Source organism: Bacillus sp. Medicinal_06 (assembly GCF_056711665.1).
This window is the reverse complement of sequence record NZ_JBWYHD010000006.1, coordinates 1-13018: the sequence shown is the minus strand read 5'-3', so window position 1 is coordinate 13018 and position 13018 is coordinate 1. Positions and strand designations below refer to the sequence as shown.

General features: G+C 37.6%; 15 protein-coding genes and 1 rRNA gene. 9 read left to right on the top strand and 7 right to left on the bottom strand.

Annotated features, from left to right (window positions below; all coding sequences use genetic code 11):
- Positions 1-25: 25 nt before the first annotated feature.
- Positions 26-409, bottom strand: a complete 384-nt coding sequence (gene kapB, locus AC1M36_RS15605; RefSeq protein WP_336453480.1) for a kinase-associated lipoprotein KapB — start codon at positions 407-409, stop codon at positions 26-28.
- Positions 410-650: 241 nt separating this feature from the next.
- Here kapB and AC1M36_RS15600 point away from each other — a divergent pair, with 241 nt between their 5' ends.
- A complete protein-coding gene (locus AC1M36_RS15600) occupies positions 651-827 on the top strand; it encodes a hypothetical protein (protein ID WP_174103747.1) in 177 nt (58 codons plus the stop codon).
- Between the two features lie 69 nt (positions 828-896).
- Positions 897-1439, top strand: coding sequence for a superoxide dismutase family protein (locus AC1M36_RS15595; protein ID WP_336453481.1), 543 nt, complete (start codon positions 897-899; stop codon positions 1437-1439).
- 34 nt (positions 1440-1473) lie between these two features.
- On the opposite strand, the gene AC1M36_RS15590 is transcribed toward AC1M36_RS15595, so the two are convergent.
- Positions 1474-2625: a MalY/PatB family protein gene (locus AC1M36_RS15590; protein WP_336453482.1), complete on the bottom strand. Its 1152-nt coding sequence runs from the start codon at positions 2623-2625 to the stop codon at positions 1474-1476.
- A gap of 105 nt (positions 2626-2730) precedes the next feature.
- On the opposite strand from AC1M36_RS15590, the gene AC1M36_RS15585 reads away from it, so the two are divergent.
- On the top strand, positions 2731-2982 hold the full coding sequence (locus AC1M36_RS15585) for a DUF1871 family protein (RefSeq protein ID WP_336453483.1): 252 nt from the start codon (positions 2731-2733) through the stop codon (positions 2980-2982).
- 66 nt (positions 2983-3048) lie between these two features.
- Here AC1M36_RS15585 and AC1M36_RS15580 read toward each other — a convergent pair whose 3' ends face one another.
- Both AC1M36_RS15580 and AC1M36_RS15575 read right to left on the bottom strand, forming a co-directional pair.
- Entirely contained in the window at positions 3049-3888 is an 840-nt protein-coding gene (locus tag AC1M36_RS15580; protein ID WP_336453484.1) for an alpha/beta fold hydrolase, read from the bottom strand.
- A gap of 191 nt (positions 3889-4079) precedes the next feature.
- Positions 4080-5042 carry a 2-hydroxyacid dehydrogenase gene (locus AC1M36_RS15575; RefSeq protein ID WP_336453485.1) on the bottom strand — a complete coding sequence of 321 codons (963 nt, stop codon included), beginning with the start codon at positions 5040-5042 and terminating at the stop codon, positions 4080-4082.
- Between the two features lie 113 nt (positions 5043-5155).
- Between AC1M36_RS15575 and AC1M36_RS15570 the strand changes: the two genes are divergently transcribed.
- The 3 genes from AC1M36_RS15570 to yugI all read left to right on the top strand — a co-directional run bounded on the left by AC1M36_RS15570 (position 5156) and on the right by yugI (position 7491).
- The gene (locus AC1M36_RS15570) at positions 5156-5653 is read left to right on the top strand and encodes an Lrp/AsnC family transcriptional regulator (RefSeq protein WP_336453486.1); all 498 of its coding nucleotides are present in this window, start codon (positions 5156-5158) and stop codon (positions 5651-5653) included.
- Entirely contained in the window at positions 5650-6840 is a 1191-nt protein-coding gene (locus AC1M36_RS15565) for an aminotransferase (RefSeq protein WP_336453487.1), read from the top strand. Before AC1M36_RS15570 ends, AC1M36_RS15565 begins: the two co-directional genes overlap by 4 nt.
- Before the next feature lie 306 nt (positions 6841-7146).
- Positions 7147-7491, top strand: a complete 345-nt coding sequence (gene yugI, locus AC1M36_RS15560; protein ID WP_174103759.1) for a S1 domain-containing post-transcriptional regulator GSP13 — start codon at positions 7147-7149, stop codon at positions 7489-7491.
- Positions 7492-7606: 115 nt separating this feature from the next.
- On the opposite strand, the gene AC1M36_RS15555 is transcribed toward yugI, so the two are convergent.
- Positions 7607-7840 (bottom strand): DUF378 domain-containing protein, encoded by a 234-nt coding sequence (locus AC1M36_RS15555; protein ID WP_336453488.1) that lies wholly within the window; start codon positions 7838-7840, stop codon positions 7607-7609.
- 346 nt (positions 7841-8186) lie between these two features.
- Between AC1M36_RS15555 and AC1M36_RS15550 the strand changes: the two genes are divergently transcribed.
- Entirely contained in the window at positions 8187-9539 is a 1353-nt protein-coding gene (locus AC1M36_RS15550; protein WP_336453489.1) for a glucose-6-phosphate isomerase, read from the top strand.
- Between the two features lie 444 nt (positions 9540-9983).
- The gene (locus AC1M36_RS15545; RefSeq protein ID WP_336453490.1) at positions 9984-10394 is read left to right on the top strand and encodes a YugN-like family protein; all 411 of its coding nucleotides are present in this window, start codon (positions 9984-9986) and stop codon (positions 10392-10394) included.
- On the opposite strand, the gene AC1M36_RS15540 is transcribed toward AC1M36_RS15545, so the two are convergent.
- Together AC1M36_RS15540 and AC1M36_RS15535 are read right to left on the bottom strand one after the other, a co-directional pair.
- Positions 10384-11397, bottom strand: coding sequence for an ion channel (locus AC1M36_RS15540; RefSeq protein ID WP_431612908.1), 1014 nt, complete (start codon positions 11395-11397; stop codon positions 10384-10386). The genes AC1M36_RS15545 and AC1M36_RS15540 overlap by 11 nt on opposite strands.
- An 82-nt stretch (positions 11398-11479) precedes the next feature.
- Positions 11480-12160, bottom strand: coding sequence for an MgtC/SapB family protein (locus AC1M36_RS15535; protein ID WP_336453492.1), 681 nt, complete (start codon positions 12158-12160; stop codon positions 11480-11482).
- 445 nt (positions 12161-12605) lie between these two features.
- Between AC1M36_RS15535 and AC1M36_RS15530 the strand changes: the two genes are divergently transcribed.
- Positions 12606-13018: ribosomal RNA gene (locus AC1M36_RS15530) — 16S ribosomal RNA — on the top strand; the annotation flags it as partial.

Genomic DNA, 13018 nt, shown 5'->3' with positions numbered 1-13018 from the left:
ACTGTGTAATTTGGTCGTTTTGTTTTTACAGTTTGTAATCTTGTTTTAATTGCTGGAGTGTTTGCAAACTACGCTGTGCAAAAGGAGAATCATCTTCCGAAAATATATTCATTTGTGCTTCTAATGCCGCCTTCAGAGATTCTTTATAATCAGGGATATCCCCTTCATATTTTCTCACCATTGGTTGCGGAATATTGGTTTGTTCGCGAAAAGCTAAAGCGCGTCGTTCATGGAAAAATGGTACATCGGCTTGTTTCACATTATGTAAATCGCCTTGCGTAGGGTGCTTTAAAACAGCTAATACTTTGACAACGTAGCTCCCAGGACGGCTGTTTGTAATTTCGCCGATATATTTTCCTGTTTTGTAAATGCCAGTAACGATATCACCAATTTGGAATGTTTCGCTCATATTTTTCACCTCAATTTTATAGTAAGGAAAGAGCAAGGGAGAGTCAAAGAAATCATTTGGTGGGGAATGAATTTGTGTGTAAGAAATGTTATAATTTGAAATGTGACAGAAAATTCTGATGAGTTAAAGTGATGAAGGTATGCATCATATGCATCGATGAATTCACAGGTATAGATGTATTTTGACGTGGGATTTATTGAATATAGTCAGGCTATAGAAAAAATAAAGGAGTGATTTTTTTATGATGCCATTATATTTTCCAGAAGATAAAACGGAATACATTATTCCCGGGATTGTTTGTGTTTTATTTATCATCGGTGCAATTGCAACATGGCGCATGTTTATTCGCGTATCAAAGAGAGAAGCTGAACGTTTACAGAAGGTAGAAAAGAAGTTATTAGCTGAGAAGAAACAGTAATTTCGTGTGGTATGTTTCCCTCTATGCTCGGACAATCTAAGGGCAGAATGTATTTTGGAGGGAATTGTGATGAAAAAACAGCTTTTATTTGGGTGTTGTTTGCTGTTTCTTATGACAGGTTGCGATAAAGGAAACCCAAAAGAAATCGAGGTGAAATTACATAACGCCTCTGGTGATAAAGTAGGTACAGCGAAAGTGAAACAAGAAACAAGTGGTGTGAAAATATCTATTAAGGCAGAAGGATTCAAACCGGGAGCTCATGGATTACATATTCATGAAATGGGGGAGTGTAAAGCACCTCATTTTGTATCAGCTGGTAATCATTTTAATTTAGATGAGAAAAAGAAACACGGACTTATGAATCCAAAAGGTGCAGAGAATGGTGATTTGCCGAATGTAATTGCAGATGATAAAGGCACGATTGAAGCGGAAATTGAGGCGCCGAATGTATCACTTGAAGAAGGAAAAACAACGCTTCATCGAAAAGATGGTGCATCTATCATTATTACGGAAAAGCCTGATGATGGAATGTCGCAGCCTGCTGGAAATGCAGGGAATCGAATTGCTTGTGGTGTCATTGTAGAAAAGGCAGCAGCCGCCAAGAAAAAGTAGAAGCTATCTTCGAAAAGGTAGCTTCTTTAGTTGATTATGAAAATGTATACTTCAGTCTGCGCAGTATTTCTTCAAGTTGCTTTCTTGGACAACCGATATTAATACGAATGTGCTGCCTTCCACCTGTTCCATATTTTTCACCTGGTTCCACAATAATTTTGCCCTTTTCTTCAAGTTGCTTTGTGCGTTCTTCTTGAGAGAGTCCAAGGCAAGAGCAATCAACCCATAGTAAAAAAGTGCCTTCTGACTGAATGACAAAAAGTGCAGGGATATGCGTTTCAATAAATTCACGAGCAAACTGAGCATTTTCTTCCATATATAAACGGATGTCTGTTAACCATTCGTTACACTCTGTATAGGCACTTTGCATTGCCACATAAGCAAATATATTTAGTCCATGAAAACCTTGGCGGTATTGCACAGATGTAAAAGCATCCCGAATCCTTTGATCTGGAATAATAACGATGGATGCTTGTAACCCCGCAATATTAAATGTTTTACTTGGTGCCATACAAGTAATGGTACGCGCCGCTAATGATTTAGATAAAGAAGCGAATGGTGTGTGGGTATGACCTGAGAAAATAATGTCGGCATGGATTTCATCCGTGACAACGGTTACATTGTATCGTTCACATAAATCTCCAAGTTGTGTAAGTTCAGCCTTTGTCCAGACGCGTCCAATAGGATTATGCGGACTGCAAAGAAGCATGAGTTTTACACCTTGCTTAAACTGTGTTTCTAAATGTTCAAAGTCCATTGTGTAGAAACCATTTTGCAAATGTAACGGGTTTTCACATAGATGACGCTGATTTTTTATGACCATATCAAAGAATGGCGGATAGATAGGTGGTTGTACAAGCACAGAATCATTTTCATTTGTTAAAGCTTGCACACTTGTACTAAGAGCCGGAACGATACCTGGACTAAATACAATCCACTCTTTTTTTATTTCCCAATTGTATTGGCTTTTTGTCCAGTGACAAATTGTATTGGTAATCTCTTCTGGCGGTATTGTATAGCCGAAAATAGGATGTTCAAGACGTTTTTGTAGTGCAATTTGAATTGGCTCTGGAATCGGAAAATCCATATCGGCAATCCATGCATGTAATAGTTCTTCATTCTCGTATGTATCCCACTTCACACTATGGGTCCCACGACGATTTACAGTTTTATGAAATTGCTGCATATTTTTGCTCCCTTCATGGTTTTGTGAAAGTTCCTTACTTCTTCTAGCATAGCTGATATGATACGATAAAGAAAAGATTTAAAAAGTGGAAAAGGCGGGAAGTAGATGGGTGTATATGAAAAGATGGTGGAAATGGTGAAGAACTGGGATCCCTTTCAAATGGGACCAGAATTTTATGAAACAGAAGCAAGTGATGTTGTGTACGTGGTAAGCGCGTTTGATGATCCGAAATATATTGCGAAAAAAATACAACACATTTATTTCATGTCGTTTGAAGAAGTACCAGCTATCGAAAAATGCGAGAAGTTAGCAGAGGAATTACTTGTACTAAAAGAAGGTGGAAGCTGTTCATTGTAGGCTGTCGGGTGTTTCGACAGCCTTTTTTAGGAATGCATGTTGTACGTGGCAATCGATATATGAATATTACTGTGCTGAAAATGCCATGATCTCTTCATATACATGTTCTGGTTTTTCTTCTGGTAGTAAGTGTCCTGTATTTTTATATGAAATAAATTTAGAGTTTGGTAAGTCACCGTGTAATCGGTGCCCGACATGAACAGGAACCACACGGTCTTTTTCGCCCCAAATGAGTAAAGTTGGTGTTTCGATTTTTCGTAATTCTGCTGACGATAAATCCCCTTCCCGATCTCTAATCATTCGCGTTAAAGCAGGAAAAATACGGTTATCGTAAAAGGGAGCAGCATAACCTTCCATCATTTCATCATCAATTAAAGAGTGATCATGGACGACATTCATTAAATTATGAACAATGCCCCTTCTTATAATCCAATTTTTTACGTATAAATGAAAGAATGGTAAATAGGAAGAGTAGATGAGCGGAAACTTTGCCCTTGTTAAATAGCTTGAGCTACATAGTAAGATTGTTTTTGTAATTAAATCGGGACGTAGGCGATTGACGTAGAGTGAGATTTGTCCGCCCATTGAATGTCCAACTAGCACGATGTTTTGTAATGCTAAATGTTCCATTAAATCAATAATTACAGTTGCTAAATTACGATAGGAATATGTAAATTGATTTGATTTATCACTTTTTCCAAACGGTGGTAAATCAAGTGCGACAACGGTTCCTTCTTTGACAAGCAATGGGATGAGCCGCCGGTAACTAAATGAGGACGATAGAAAACCGTGAACGAGTACAAAAGTTGGTTTTTCCTCTTTACTTTGGTGTTCATATAACTCGTAATGAACAGTAGTACCGCGAGTGGAAAAAGTGAAGTAAGGATGCTCTATCTCATGTTTCATTTTCTTTCACTCCATTGTTTTTTTTCATATCATCTCCTAGTAGAAAAAGATTTATGTTAACAAAAAAAGGCAAGATGGAGGATGATCCATCTTGCCTTTTTTATAATTTAGTTTTATTCCTCAAAAGTTCAATTGGTAAAGGCTAATAATCGGTGGGAAGATGAAGACCCCCGACCGATTAAAGTTTCACTTTATCCACGCACAATATTAGGCGGCGTATTCCCTTCTAACCCAGCCACTAGATTTTTTGCAGCTGTCATTGCCATCTCGTGTCTTGTTTTTAATGTCGCAGATCCAATATGGGGCAAAGTAACAACGTTTGTTAAAGATAAGAGTGGATTATCTTTTTCAATTGGTTCTTGTGTAAATGTATCGATACCTGCTGCAAAGATTTTCTTTTGCTGCAAGGCCTCAATTAATGCAGCCTCATCGACTGTTTTCCCGCGGGAAGCATTAATGAAAATTGCTGTTTCTTTCATTAATGAAAATTCCTTTTCTCCAATGAGATGATATGTTTCTTCTGTTAATGGAGTTAGAAGGACAATAAAATCTGATTGCGCTAATAGCGTGTTTAAATCACAATATGTGGCATCAAATTTTTGTTCAGCCTCTTCTTTACGGCGACGGTTATAATAAAGAATGTTCATATCGAATCCGAATTTTGCTCGTTTTGCAACAGCCTCTCCAATTCGCCCCATTCCAATAATCCCGATTGTACTATGGTGGATGTCTAACCCGAAATGTTCTTTTTTAATTTCATCGTCCCATTTCCCTTGTTTCACATAAGAATCAAGTTCGCATACGCGGCGTCCTGCTGATAACATAAGAGCGAAAACAAGATCGGCAACAGTGTCATCTAATACATATGGAGTATTTGTTCCAATTACATTTTTACGCTTCATCGCTTCTAAATCAAAATTATCATAGCCAACAGAAATGTTACTTACAACTTTTAAGTAAGGAGCTGCTTGTAACAACTCTTCGTCAATTTTTGCACCAAAGTTAAGTAAGCCATGTTTATCTTTTACTTTTTCTAATAAAACTTCACGAGGTATCTTCTCGCTACTATCCCATTTTTCATATTCACAATGCTCAGAGATATATGTTTCTACAAATTTTGGAACGCGATCAGCAATATATACTTTTGGCTTCACGGTTTCAGCCCCTTTCTTTTTTATTTTTACATAATTCTCTAAAAAAATCTTCTTTTCAAACATAAAAGGATATCTGTATAATTTAAAAACAAATAAAAGGAAGGATGAGGAATATGGTGACTGAAAAAGAATTAGAATTGTTAGCTTGTCTTGAAAAAAATAGTCGTTTATCCGTAAAAACATTAGCGAAAATGTTAAATATAGAAGCAGAAGTAGTAAAAGAAATGATTGAGAAATTAGAAAGAGAAAAAATCATTGTGGATTATGTTACACATATTGATTGGACAAAAGTAAAAGAACATAGCGGTTTAACTGTGATGATTGATGTAAAAGTTACACCGAAGCATGGAGTTGGATTCGATGCAGTTGCTGAGCAAATTTACCGTTATTCAGAAGTGAAATCGGTTTATTTAATGTCAGGGACATATGATCTTTCTATTACGCTAGAAGGGAAAAGTATGGCTGAAGTAGCAACGTTTGTTTCGGAAAAATTAGCAACGATTGAATCGGTTGTTTCAACAACAACTCATTTTATTTTGAAAAAATATAAACATGAGGGACTTATTTATGACAAAACGGATGATGATAAACGAATTGTGGTGGCACCATGAAGCAGTTTGAACTATCAAGAGCAGCAGAATCTTTACAACCATCCGGTATCCGTAAGTTTTTTGACTTAGCGGCAGGTATGAAAGGTGTTATTTCACTTGGAGTGGGAGAGCCGGATTTTGTTACACCATGGCATGTAAGGCAAGCATGTATTCGTTCGTTAGAGGAAGGATATACAGCATATACTGCAAATGCAGGATTATTGGAGTTGCGTCAAGAAATAGCAAAGTATCTTCAAAAGCAATTTTATGTTTCGTATGACCCAAATGAAGAAATTATTGTTACGGTTGGAGCGAGCCAAGCATTAGATGTTGCGATGCGCGCCATTGTAAATCCAGGCGATGAAGTGATCATCATCGAACCGAGCTTTGTATCATATGCACCACTGGTTACATTAGCTGGGGGAGTGCCTGTTCCAGTAGCAACTTCTTTAGAATCGGCATTTAAAGTACAGCCGGAGCAAATAGAAGCAGCTATTACAACAAAAACAAAAGCTATTTTACTTTGCTCTCCAAATAATCCAACGGGAGCACTTTTAAACAGAGATGAATTAGAAAAGTTAGCGACAATCGTGGAAAAGTATAATCTCATTGTATTATCGGATGAGATTTATGCAGAGCTTGTATATGACGAGGCCTATACGAGTTTTGCAAGCATTCAAAATATGCGTGACCATACAATTTTAATTTCAGGATTTTCAAAAGGATTTGCGATGACGGGATGGCGCCTTGGAATGATTGCGGCTCCTGTACATTTCTCAGAATTAATGCTGAAAATTCATCAATATTCAATGATGTGCGCACCGACGATGTCACAGTTTGCAGCATTGGAAGCGCTTCGCTTTGGGAATGATGAAGTCATTCGAATGAGAGACAGTTATAAAAAACGTCGTAATTTTATGACGACATCGTTTAACGAAATGGGCTTAACATGCCATGTGCCAGGAGGAGCTTTTTATGTGTTTCCCTCGATTTCTTCAACAGGGTTATCCTCAGCAGAATTTGCAGAACAATTATTGTTAGAAGAAAAAGTAGCAGTTGTACCTGGAAGTGTATTTGGTGAGAGCGGTGAAGGATTTATTCGTTGTTCCTACGCAACTTCGCTTGAGCAGTTAATGGAAGCGATGAAGCGCATGCAACGATTTGTTGAAAATAAAAAAAGGACAAAACAGAATACGTTTTGTCCATAAAAGGGGGGGAATACTAGAAAGCCATGTGTTAGTATTCTATCCCAATATTTGAAAATTATACGTACTAAAGGAAACTTTTTCATGGATTTTGAATGAAAGAGGAGCTGGTGGTATAATTTACTAATATAGAGTGAAGTTTTTCTTGAGTGATATATTTTGTTTGCTTGAGAGTATGCTTTCACCAATCGCGTATTTATGAGCAGTTACTCACTTCGCGTAGCTATATTTGTCTGAATTTTGAGGTGGGTACTTTTACTGCAATCTGCAAAGAGCAGAGAAAATGGTAAACGTATGGGAGTGTTTCATATGTCAGAACAATACACAACAGGAGTGGTTGTAAAAGGGAAAGTAACTGGAATTCAAGATTACGGTGCATTTGTAGCGCTGGATCAAGAAACGCAAGGGCTTGTGCATATATCTGAAATTACAAATGGATATGTGAAAGATATTCATGACTTTTTAAAGGTCGGAGATACGGTAGAAGTAAAGGTACTTTCAATTGATGAAGAACACAGAAAAATGAGTTTATCGTTAAAAGCAGCAAAGCGCAAGCAAGGAAGAATCATCGTACCAAAGCCATCTGATAAAGGGTTTAATACGCTTCGCGAAAAGTTAACAGAGTGGATTGAAGAATCACAGTTAACCAAGTAAAAGAGGATCGCTAAACAGCGATCCTCTTTTACTTGGTTATGATATATATTAGCAAATATGATTGCATGCAATCATATTCGTATGTCGGATAAGGAACGCGAAGTATACTTGTTTATTATCGAACTTCACGTGTTTCCGGGTGTGTTCCAAGATTTTCAGATGGTTTAAATAATAAACCAAGGTTGATAAGCCCGGAAATACCAACGATACCGTAAATGATTCGTGCAAGTGCTGAATTTTGTCCGCCAAAGATAGCTGCTACTAAATCAAATTGAAAGAATCCAATCAGTCCCCAGTTGACGGCACCAATTACAGTGAATACTAATGCAATACGTTGTAAAGTACTCATCTTGAATAGTCCTCCTTAAATTTGAAGCATAAGCAAGCTTTTAGTGCATGTGAGTAGTAAGAATCCACCTTGGTGGATATAAAGCGAAATCCGAAAATGGAAGTGCGCCTTATACAACTTAACTCTTTTATAGAATGGTTGTCTTGTGTAGTTTTTATACATAAAAAATATCCATTATAGGATGTATATACATCTATACCGAAAAGTGCGAATTTTTATGCAAAAAATGAACTTTTAAAAAAAAATATATATTGGTGACGTTTACAATTCTCCAATTGCTTGATTTACAACTTCAGTTTCGCTAAAGTGAATACAGAAATACATATACATAATTGGAGGGAAAAAGATGAGCACACATGTAACGTTCGATTATTCTAAAGCGTTATCGTTCATCAGTGAACACGAACTAACGTATTTACGTGATGCAGTAAAAGTATCACATCATGCAATCCATGAAAAAACTGGGGCTGGGAACGATTTCCTTGGATGGGTAGAGCTTCCGCTTCAATATGACAAAGAAGAATTTGCTCGCATTCAAAAGAGTGCAGAGAAAATTAAAAATGACTCTGACATTTTACTTGTTGTAGGTATTGGTGGTTCTTACTTAGGAGCACGTGCAGCAATCGAAATGTTAAACCATTCTTTCTATAATACGCTTTCTAAAGAACAACGCAAAACTCCACAAGTGCTATTTGTTGGACAAAACATTAGCTCCACTTACATGAAAGATTTAATGGATGTATTAGAAGGTAAAGATTTCTCCATTAACGTTATTTCAAAATCAGGTACAACAACAGAACCTGCAATTGCATTCCGCCTGTTCCGTAAATTATTAGAAGAGAAATATGGTAAAGAAGAAGCACGTAAACGTATTTATGCAACAACTGATAAAGCGCGTGGTGCTTTAAAAACATTAGCTGACGAAGAAGGATACGAAACATTCGTAATTCCAGATGATGTTGGCGGTCGTTTCTCTGTATTAACACCAGTTGGTTTATTACCAATTGCAGTGAGCGGTTTAAATATTGAAGAAATGATGCAAGGTGCAGCTGCTGGACATGATGACTTTGCAAAATCAGAGCTTGAAGAAAACCCAGCTTACCAATATGCAGTTGTACGTAATGCTCTATATAACAAAGGAAAAACAATCGAAATGCTTGTTAACTATGAGCCAGCACTTCAATACTTTGCTGAGTGGTGGAAACAGTTATTTGGCGAAAGTGAAGGAAAAGATCAAAAAGGTATTTTCCCATCTTCAGCAAACTTTTCAACTGACCTGCATTCATTAGGTCAATATATTCAAGAAGGACGTCGTGACTTATTTGAAACAGTTCTTAAAGTAGGAAAAGCTACACATGAACTAAAAATCGAATTAGATGAGAACGATTTAGATGGTTTAAACTACCTTGCTGGTGAAACAGTAGACTTCGTTAACACAAAAGCATACGAAGGTACATTACTTGCACATAGCGATGGCGGAGTACCAAACTTAATCGTAAACATTCCAGAATTAAATGAGTACACATTCGGTTACCTTGTATACTTCTTCGAAAAAGCATGTGCGATGAGCGGCTACTTACTAGGCGTAAATCCATTTGACCAACCAGGTGTAGAAGCATACAAGAAAAACATGTTTGCTCTACTTGGTAAACCAGGATTCGAAGAACTAAAAGCAGAATTAGAAGAACGTTTGAAATAAGAAAAGCGAAGCCGACTGTTTAGGCCCGATGGCTAAGAACCTTCCGTACAGAAAGTGTTTTTACTTTCTCGTGCGGAAGGTTCTTAGACGGAAGGGACTAGGAGGCGTAGCTGGACAGAAGGAAAGCGGAAGCGGCTTGCTCAGAATGGGAGGGGGATGGAGCTTCAGACATAGAGGCGTAGTTTGCCTCGGCGGAAGAAGCGAAGCCACCGACCATTCTAGCCATTGAAGCTGGACAGAAGAAAAGCGGAAGCGGCTTGCTCAGAACCGATGTAGCAAAAAAAACTGTTGGGAAGATCCCCCAACAGTTTTTTTATGGTCTAAATGTGGAAGGCGAAGTGTCAGATGTTGTTGGTAAATCGATATGATATATATGTTAGTTCCGCCGATATATTCATATCGGAACGGGCATGCTAAGGAAAAAGTCTAGAAAGGATGAATAGATTGATTCCGATTCAATCAAATTTAGAAGGTCATACATATGCTCTTTTTAAGCTAGAGGAAACGTTGAAACCACTTGGGTATAGCATCGGTGGCAATTGGGATTATGACAAAGGATGCTTCGATTATAAAATAGATGAGGAAGATGGTTATCAGTTTTTACGAGTACCATTTACAGCAGTGGAAGGAGAACTTGATGTACCAGGGGTAATAGTTCGTCTTGAAACACCGTATCTTCTTTCACATGTATATCAAGACGAACTTGATGATCAAGTAAATACGCTTGCAGCTGGGACAAGTGGATTAGATCAATTTGCAGAACCGAAAGATGCAGATGGCGATATAAAACGAAAATATGTTGATATTGGAAAGGTATTGGTAAAAGAGCTAGAGCAGCATCTTATCAATGCTTAATTACGATAAAGACGTCACTTTCAATAGTAATAAAAGAATGAACAGGATTGATGTGATATTGTTCATCACGCTGTATACCTAATAGTAAAGTATCTTGTTTTAAAAGCAGGTTACTGCAAACTTCGAAAGTTTTTCCAATATAGGATGCAGGAACGGGCATTAGTTGTAATTTGCTTTCTGAGATTTCATTATAAAGTGTAAATAATACACCTGAAATGGAAGGGAATAAAAGGGACGCAGTAAAGACATAGCTTGTTAACTTATTCCCTTCAATAATTTCTGTTGCTCCAGCTCTTGTTGCATTTTGAATTTGATCAGAAGTAAGTAGTTCGGCAATGCAATGGATAGTTGGATTTAATCCTTTCGCAGTTAAAATATTTAAAATCGATTGTGTATCAGCTAAGCTTTCGTTTTTTTCTTTATCTGCTGTTATTAAAATGGTATGGGCAGTCTTGATATTTGCTTTTAACAAAGTTTGATCGTGATGTGGACACCCCTTAATAAAGGTCAGATGGTGAAACGGCCTTGGAAGCAAAGAAAGTGTTTCATCGATGAGCACGATATCAAGGGTTGGTTGTAAAATATGCATTTGACTTACTACATGTTTGGCGCGTTCATTCCACCCCACAATAATCATATGGCCATGACAAGAAGCCGCTTCTTCTCCTTTAATTTTCATATACTGTTTACTGATCATTTCAGTAGCGAATAGCACCATATAATAGGAGCAAAATCCTGTTCCTAGTAAAATAAGGAGCATGCCGATGAGTTTTCCTACAGGTGTGTGCGGGACGTAATCACCGTAACCGATAGTAAATGTGGTGACAATCGCCCACCATATACCATCAAACCATGTAGAAAAATACTTCGGTTCTAATTTGTATATTAGAAAACCAAACACAGTAATAAGTACGATAATGAAGGTAACTAAACGAAAAATAATGGAGTCTCGAAATACATCTATTATATTGGTACGTGAATTCAAATTTATATTCCTCCTCATTTTGTATAGCTACATTGTTACCATTTTGAAAAAAAGAAAAACTCTCTATTTTAGAGAGTCGTTTAACGTTATATAGAAAGTGTTACATACTTTCAACTTCTGTTTGCTGAACGCTTTCGAAATGCTGCAAGGTATAATAAACATCAGCTGTATGCTTTTTTTGATCAACAGATAATTTAAGGTGTAGAAAGTGGGAGCCATTTTCTAGTGTTTTGAGTTTTATGTTCTTTACTTTTATGTCCATTTCTTGTATTTCTTCAATAACAATAGGGATGTTATCCATATTGCGTACGACTAGTTTGACGGTAATATCTCGCTGTCTGAATGACCTAGGACCTAAAAATTTCATTGTTAATGGTATAAGTTCGACACTAATCATAAGGAAACACATGCCGAAAATTGCTTCAAGATAAAAATCAGCCCCAACAGCAATTCCAATACCCGAAGCGCCCCAAATCATAGCAGCGGTAGTTAATCCTGCAATACTGTCATTACCTCTTCGTAAAATAACGCCAGCACCTAAAAAGCCGATGCCTGAAACTATTTGAGCTGCAAGGCGAAGTGGATCCATGTTTATATGGTCTGTATGAGGTAAAGTATAAGCTGATTTAATAGAAACAATGGTAAGGAGGCAACTAATAATGGAAATGACTAAGCAAGTTTTTAAACCGAGTGGTTTTCTCTTTAACTCACGTTCTAAACCAATAGCGAATCCTAAAATGGCAGAGAGACCTAGCTTGATTAGTAAATCGGTATAGTCCATATGTATATTCCTCCTTATAAGTTTGTTCAATGCAATGTAGCGATAATAAATGAGTACAATATGCATTTATAACTTAAGCTTTTTAACAACGGGGTTATGATTTCCTGCCAAATGAGGTGTTAGCTTTTAGAATATATGTAGTAATTGGATAGGGTGAAAATGGCTATTTTATTTAAGTATATGAGGTTAATAAAGAAACTTGGCTATTTTTATAAAAAAGTTTAAAAAGAGTATTGCATTTCATTTTTCTACATGCTATATTAATAACCGTCGCTGATGCGAAACGGCAGAAAGCGAAAAAAAGAAATTAAAAAACTTAGTTGACATCGAAAAACGAAGATGTTAACATAAGGAAGTCGCAAATGAGCGACAAACGAGTTCTTTGAAAACTGAACGAAACAAACAACGTGAAACGTCAATTTTTATTTTAGATGCTAGACAAACTTTATTGGAGAGTTTGATCCTGGCTCAGGATGAACGCTGGCGGCGTGCCTAATACATGCAAGTCGAGCGAACCGATTAAGAGCTTGCTCTTATGAAGTTAGCGGCGGACGGGTGAGTAACACGTGGGTAACCTGCCCATAAGACTGGGATAACTCCGGGAAACCGGGGCTAATACCGGATAACATTTTGCGCCTCATGGTGCGAAATTGAAAGGCGGCTTCGGCTGTCACTTATGGATGGACCCGCGTCGCATTAGCTAGTTGGTGAGGTAACGGCTCACCAAGGCGACGATGCGTAGCCGACCTGAGAGGGTGATCGGCCACACTGGGACTGAGACACGGCCCAGACTCCTACGGGAGGCAGCAGTAGGGAATCTTCCGCAATGGACGAAAGTCTGACGGAGCAACGCCGCGT

What these genes read in the sequence shown, in the direction of transcription:
- AC1M36_RS15570 (WP_336453486.1), top strand. Translation starts at nt 5,156, where the DNA reads ATGGTGACTGAAAAAGAATTAGAATTGTTAGCTTGTCTTGAAAAAAAT.
- AC1M36_RS15590 (WP_336453482.1), bottom strand. Translation starts at nt 2,625, where the DNA reads ATGCAGCAATTTCATAAAACTGTAAATCGTCGTGGGACCCATAGTGTG.
- yugI (WP_174103759.1), top strand. Translation starts at nt 7,147, where the DNA reads ATGTCAGAACAATACACAACAGGAGTGGTTGTAAAAGGGAAAGTAACT.
- AC1M36_RS15595 (WP_336453481.1), top strand. Translation starts at nt 897, where the DNA reads ATGAAAAAACAGCTTTTATTTGGGTGTTGTTTGCTGTTTCTTATGACA.
- AC1M36_RS15555 (WP_336453488.1), bottom strand. Translation starts at nt 7,840, where the DNA reads ATGAGTACTTTACAACGTATTGCATTAGTATTCACTGTAATTGGTGCC.
- kapB (WP_336453480.1), bottom strand. Translation starts at nt 409, where the DNA reads ATGAGCGAAACATTCCAAATTGGTGATATCGTTACTGGCATTTACAAA.
- AC1M36_RS15580 (WP_336453484.1), bottom strand. Translation starts at nt 3,888, where the DNA reads ATGAAACATGAGATAGAGCATCCTTACTTCACTTTTTCCACTCGCGGT.
- AC1M36_RS15550 (WP_336453489.1), top strand. Translation starts at nt 8,187, where the DNA reads ATGAGCACACATGTAACGTTCGATTATTCTAAAGCGTTATCGTTCATC.
- AC1M36_RS15565 (WP_336453487.1), top strand. Translation starts at nt 5,650, where the DNA reads ATGAAGCAGTTTGAACTATCAAGAGCAGCAGAATCTTTACAACCATCC.
- AC1M36_RS15535 (WP_336453492.1), bottom strand. Translation starts at nt 12,160, where the DNA reads ATGGACTATACCGATTTACTAATCAAGCTAGGTCTCTCTGCCATTTTA.
- AC1M36_RS15540 (WP_431612908.1), bottom strand. Translation starts at nt 11,397, where the DNA reads ATGAGGAGGAATATAAATTTGAATTCACGTACCAATATAATAGATGTA.
- AC1M36_RS15585 (WP_336453483.1), top strand. Translation starts at nt 2,731, where the DNA reads ATGGGTGTATATGAAAAGATGGTGGAAATGGTGAAGAACTGGGATCCC.
- AC1M36_RS15600 (WP_174103747.1), top strand. Translation starts at nt 651, where the DNA reads ATGATGCCATTATATTTTCCAGAAGATAAAACGGAATACATTATTCCC.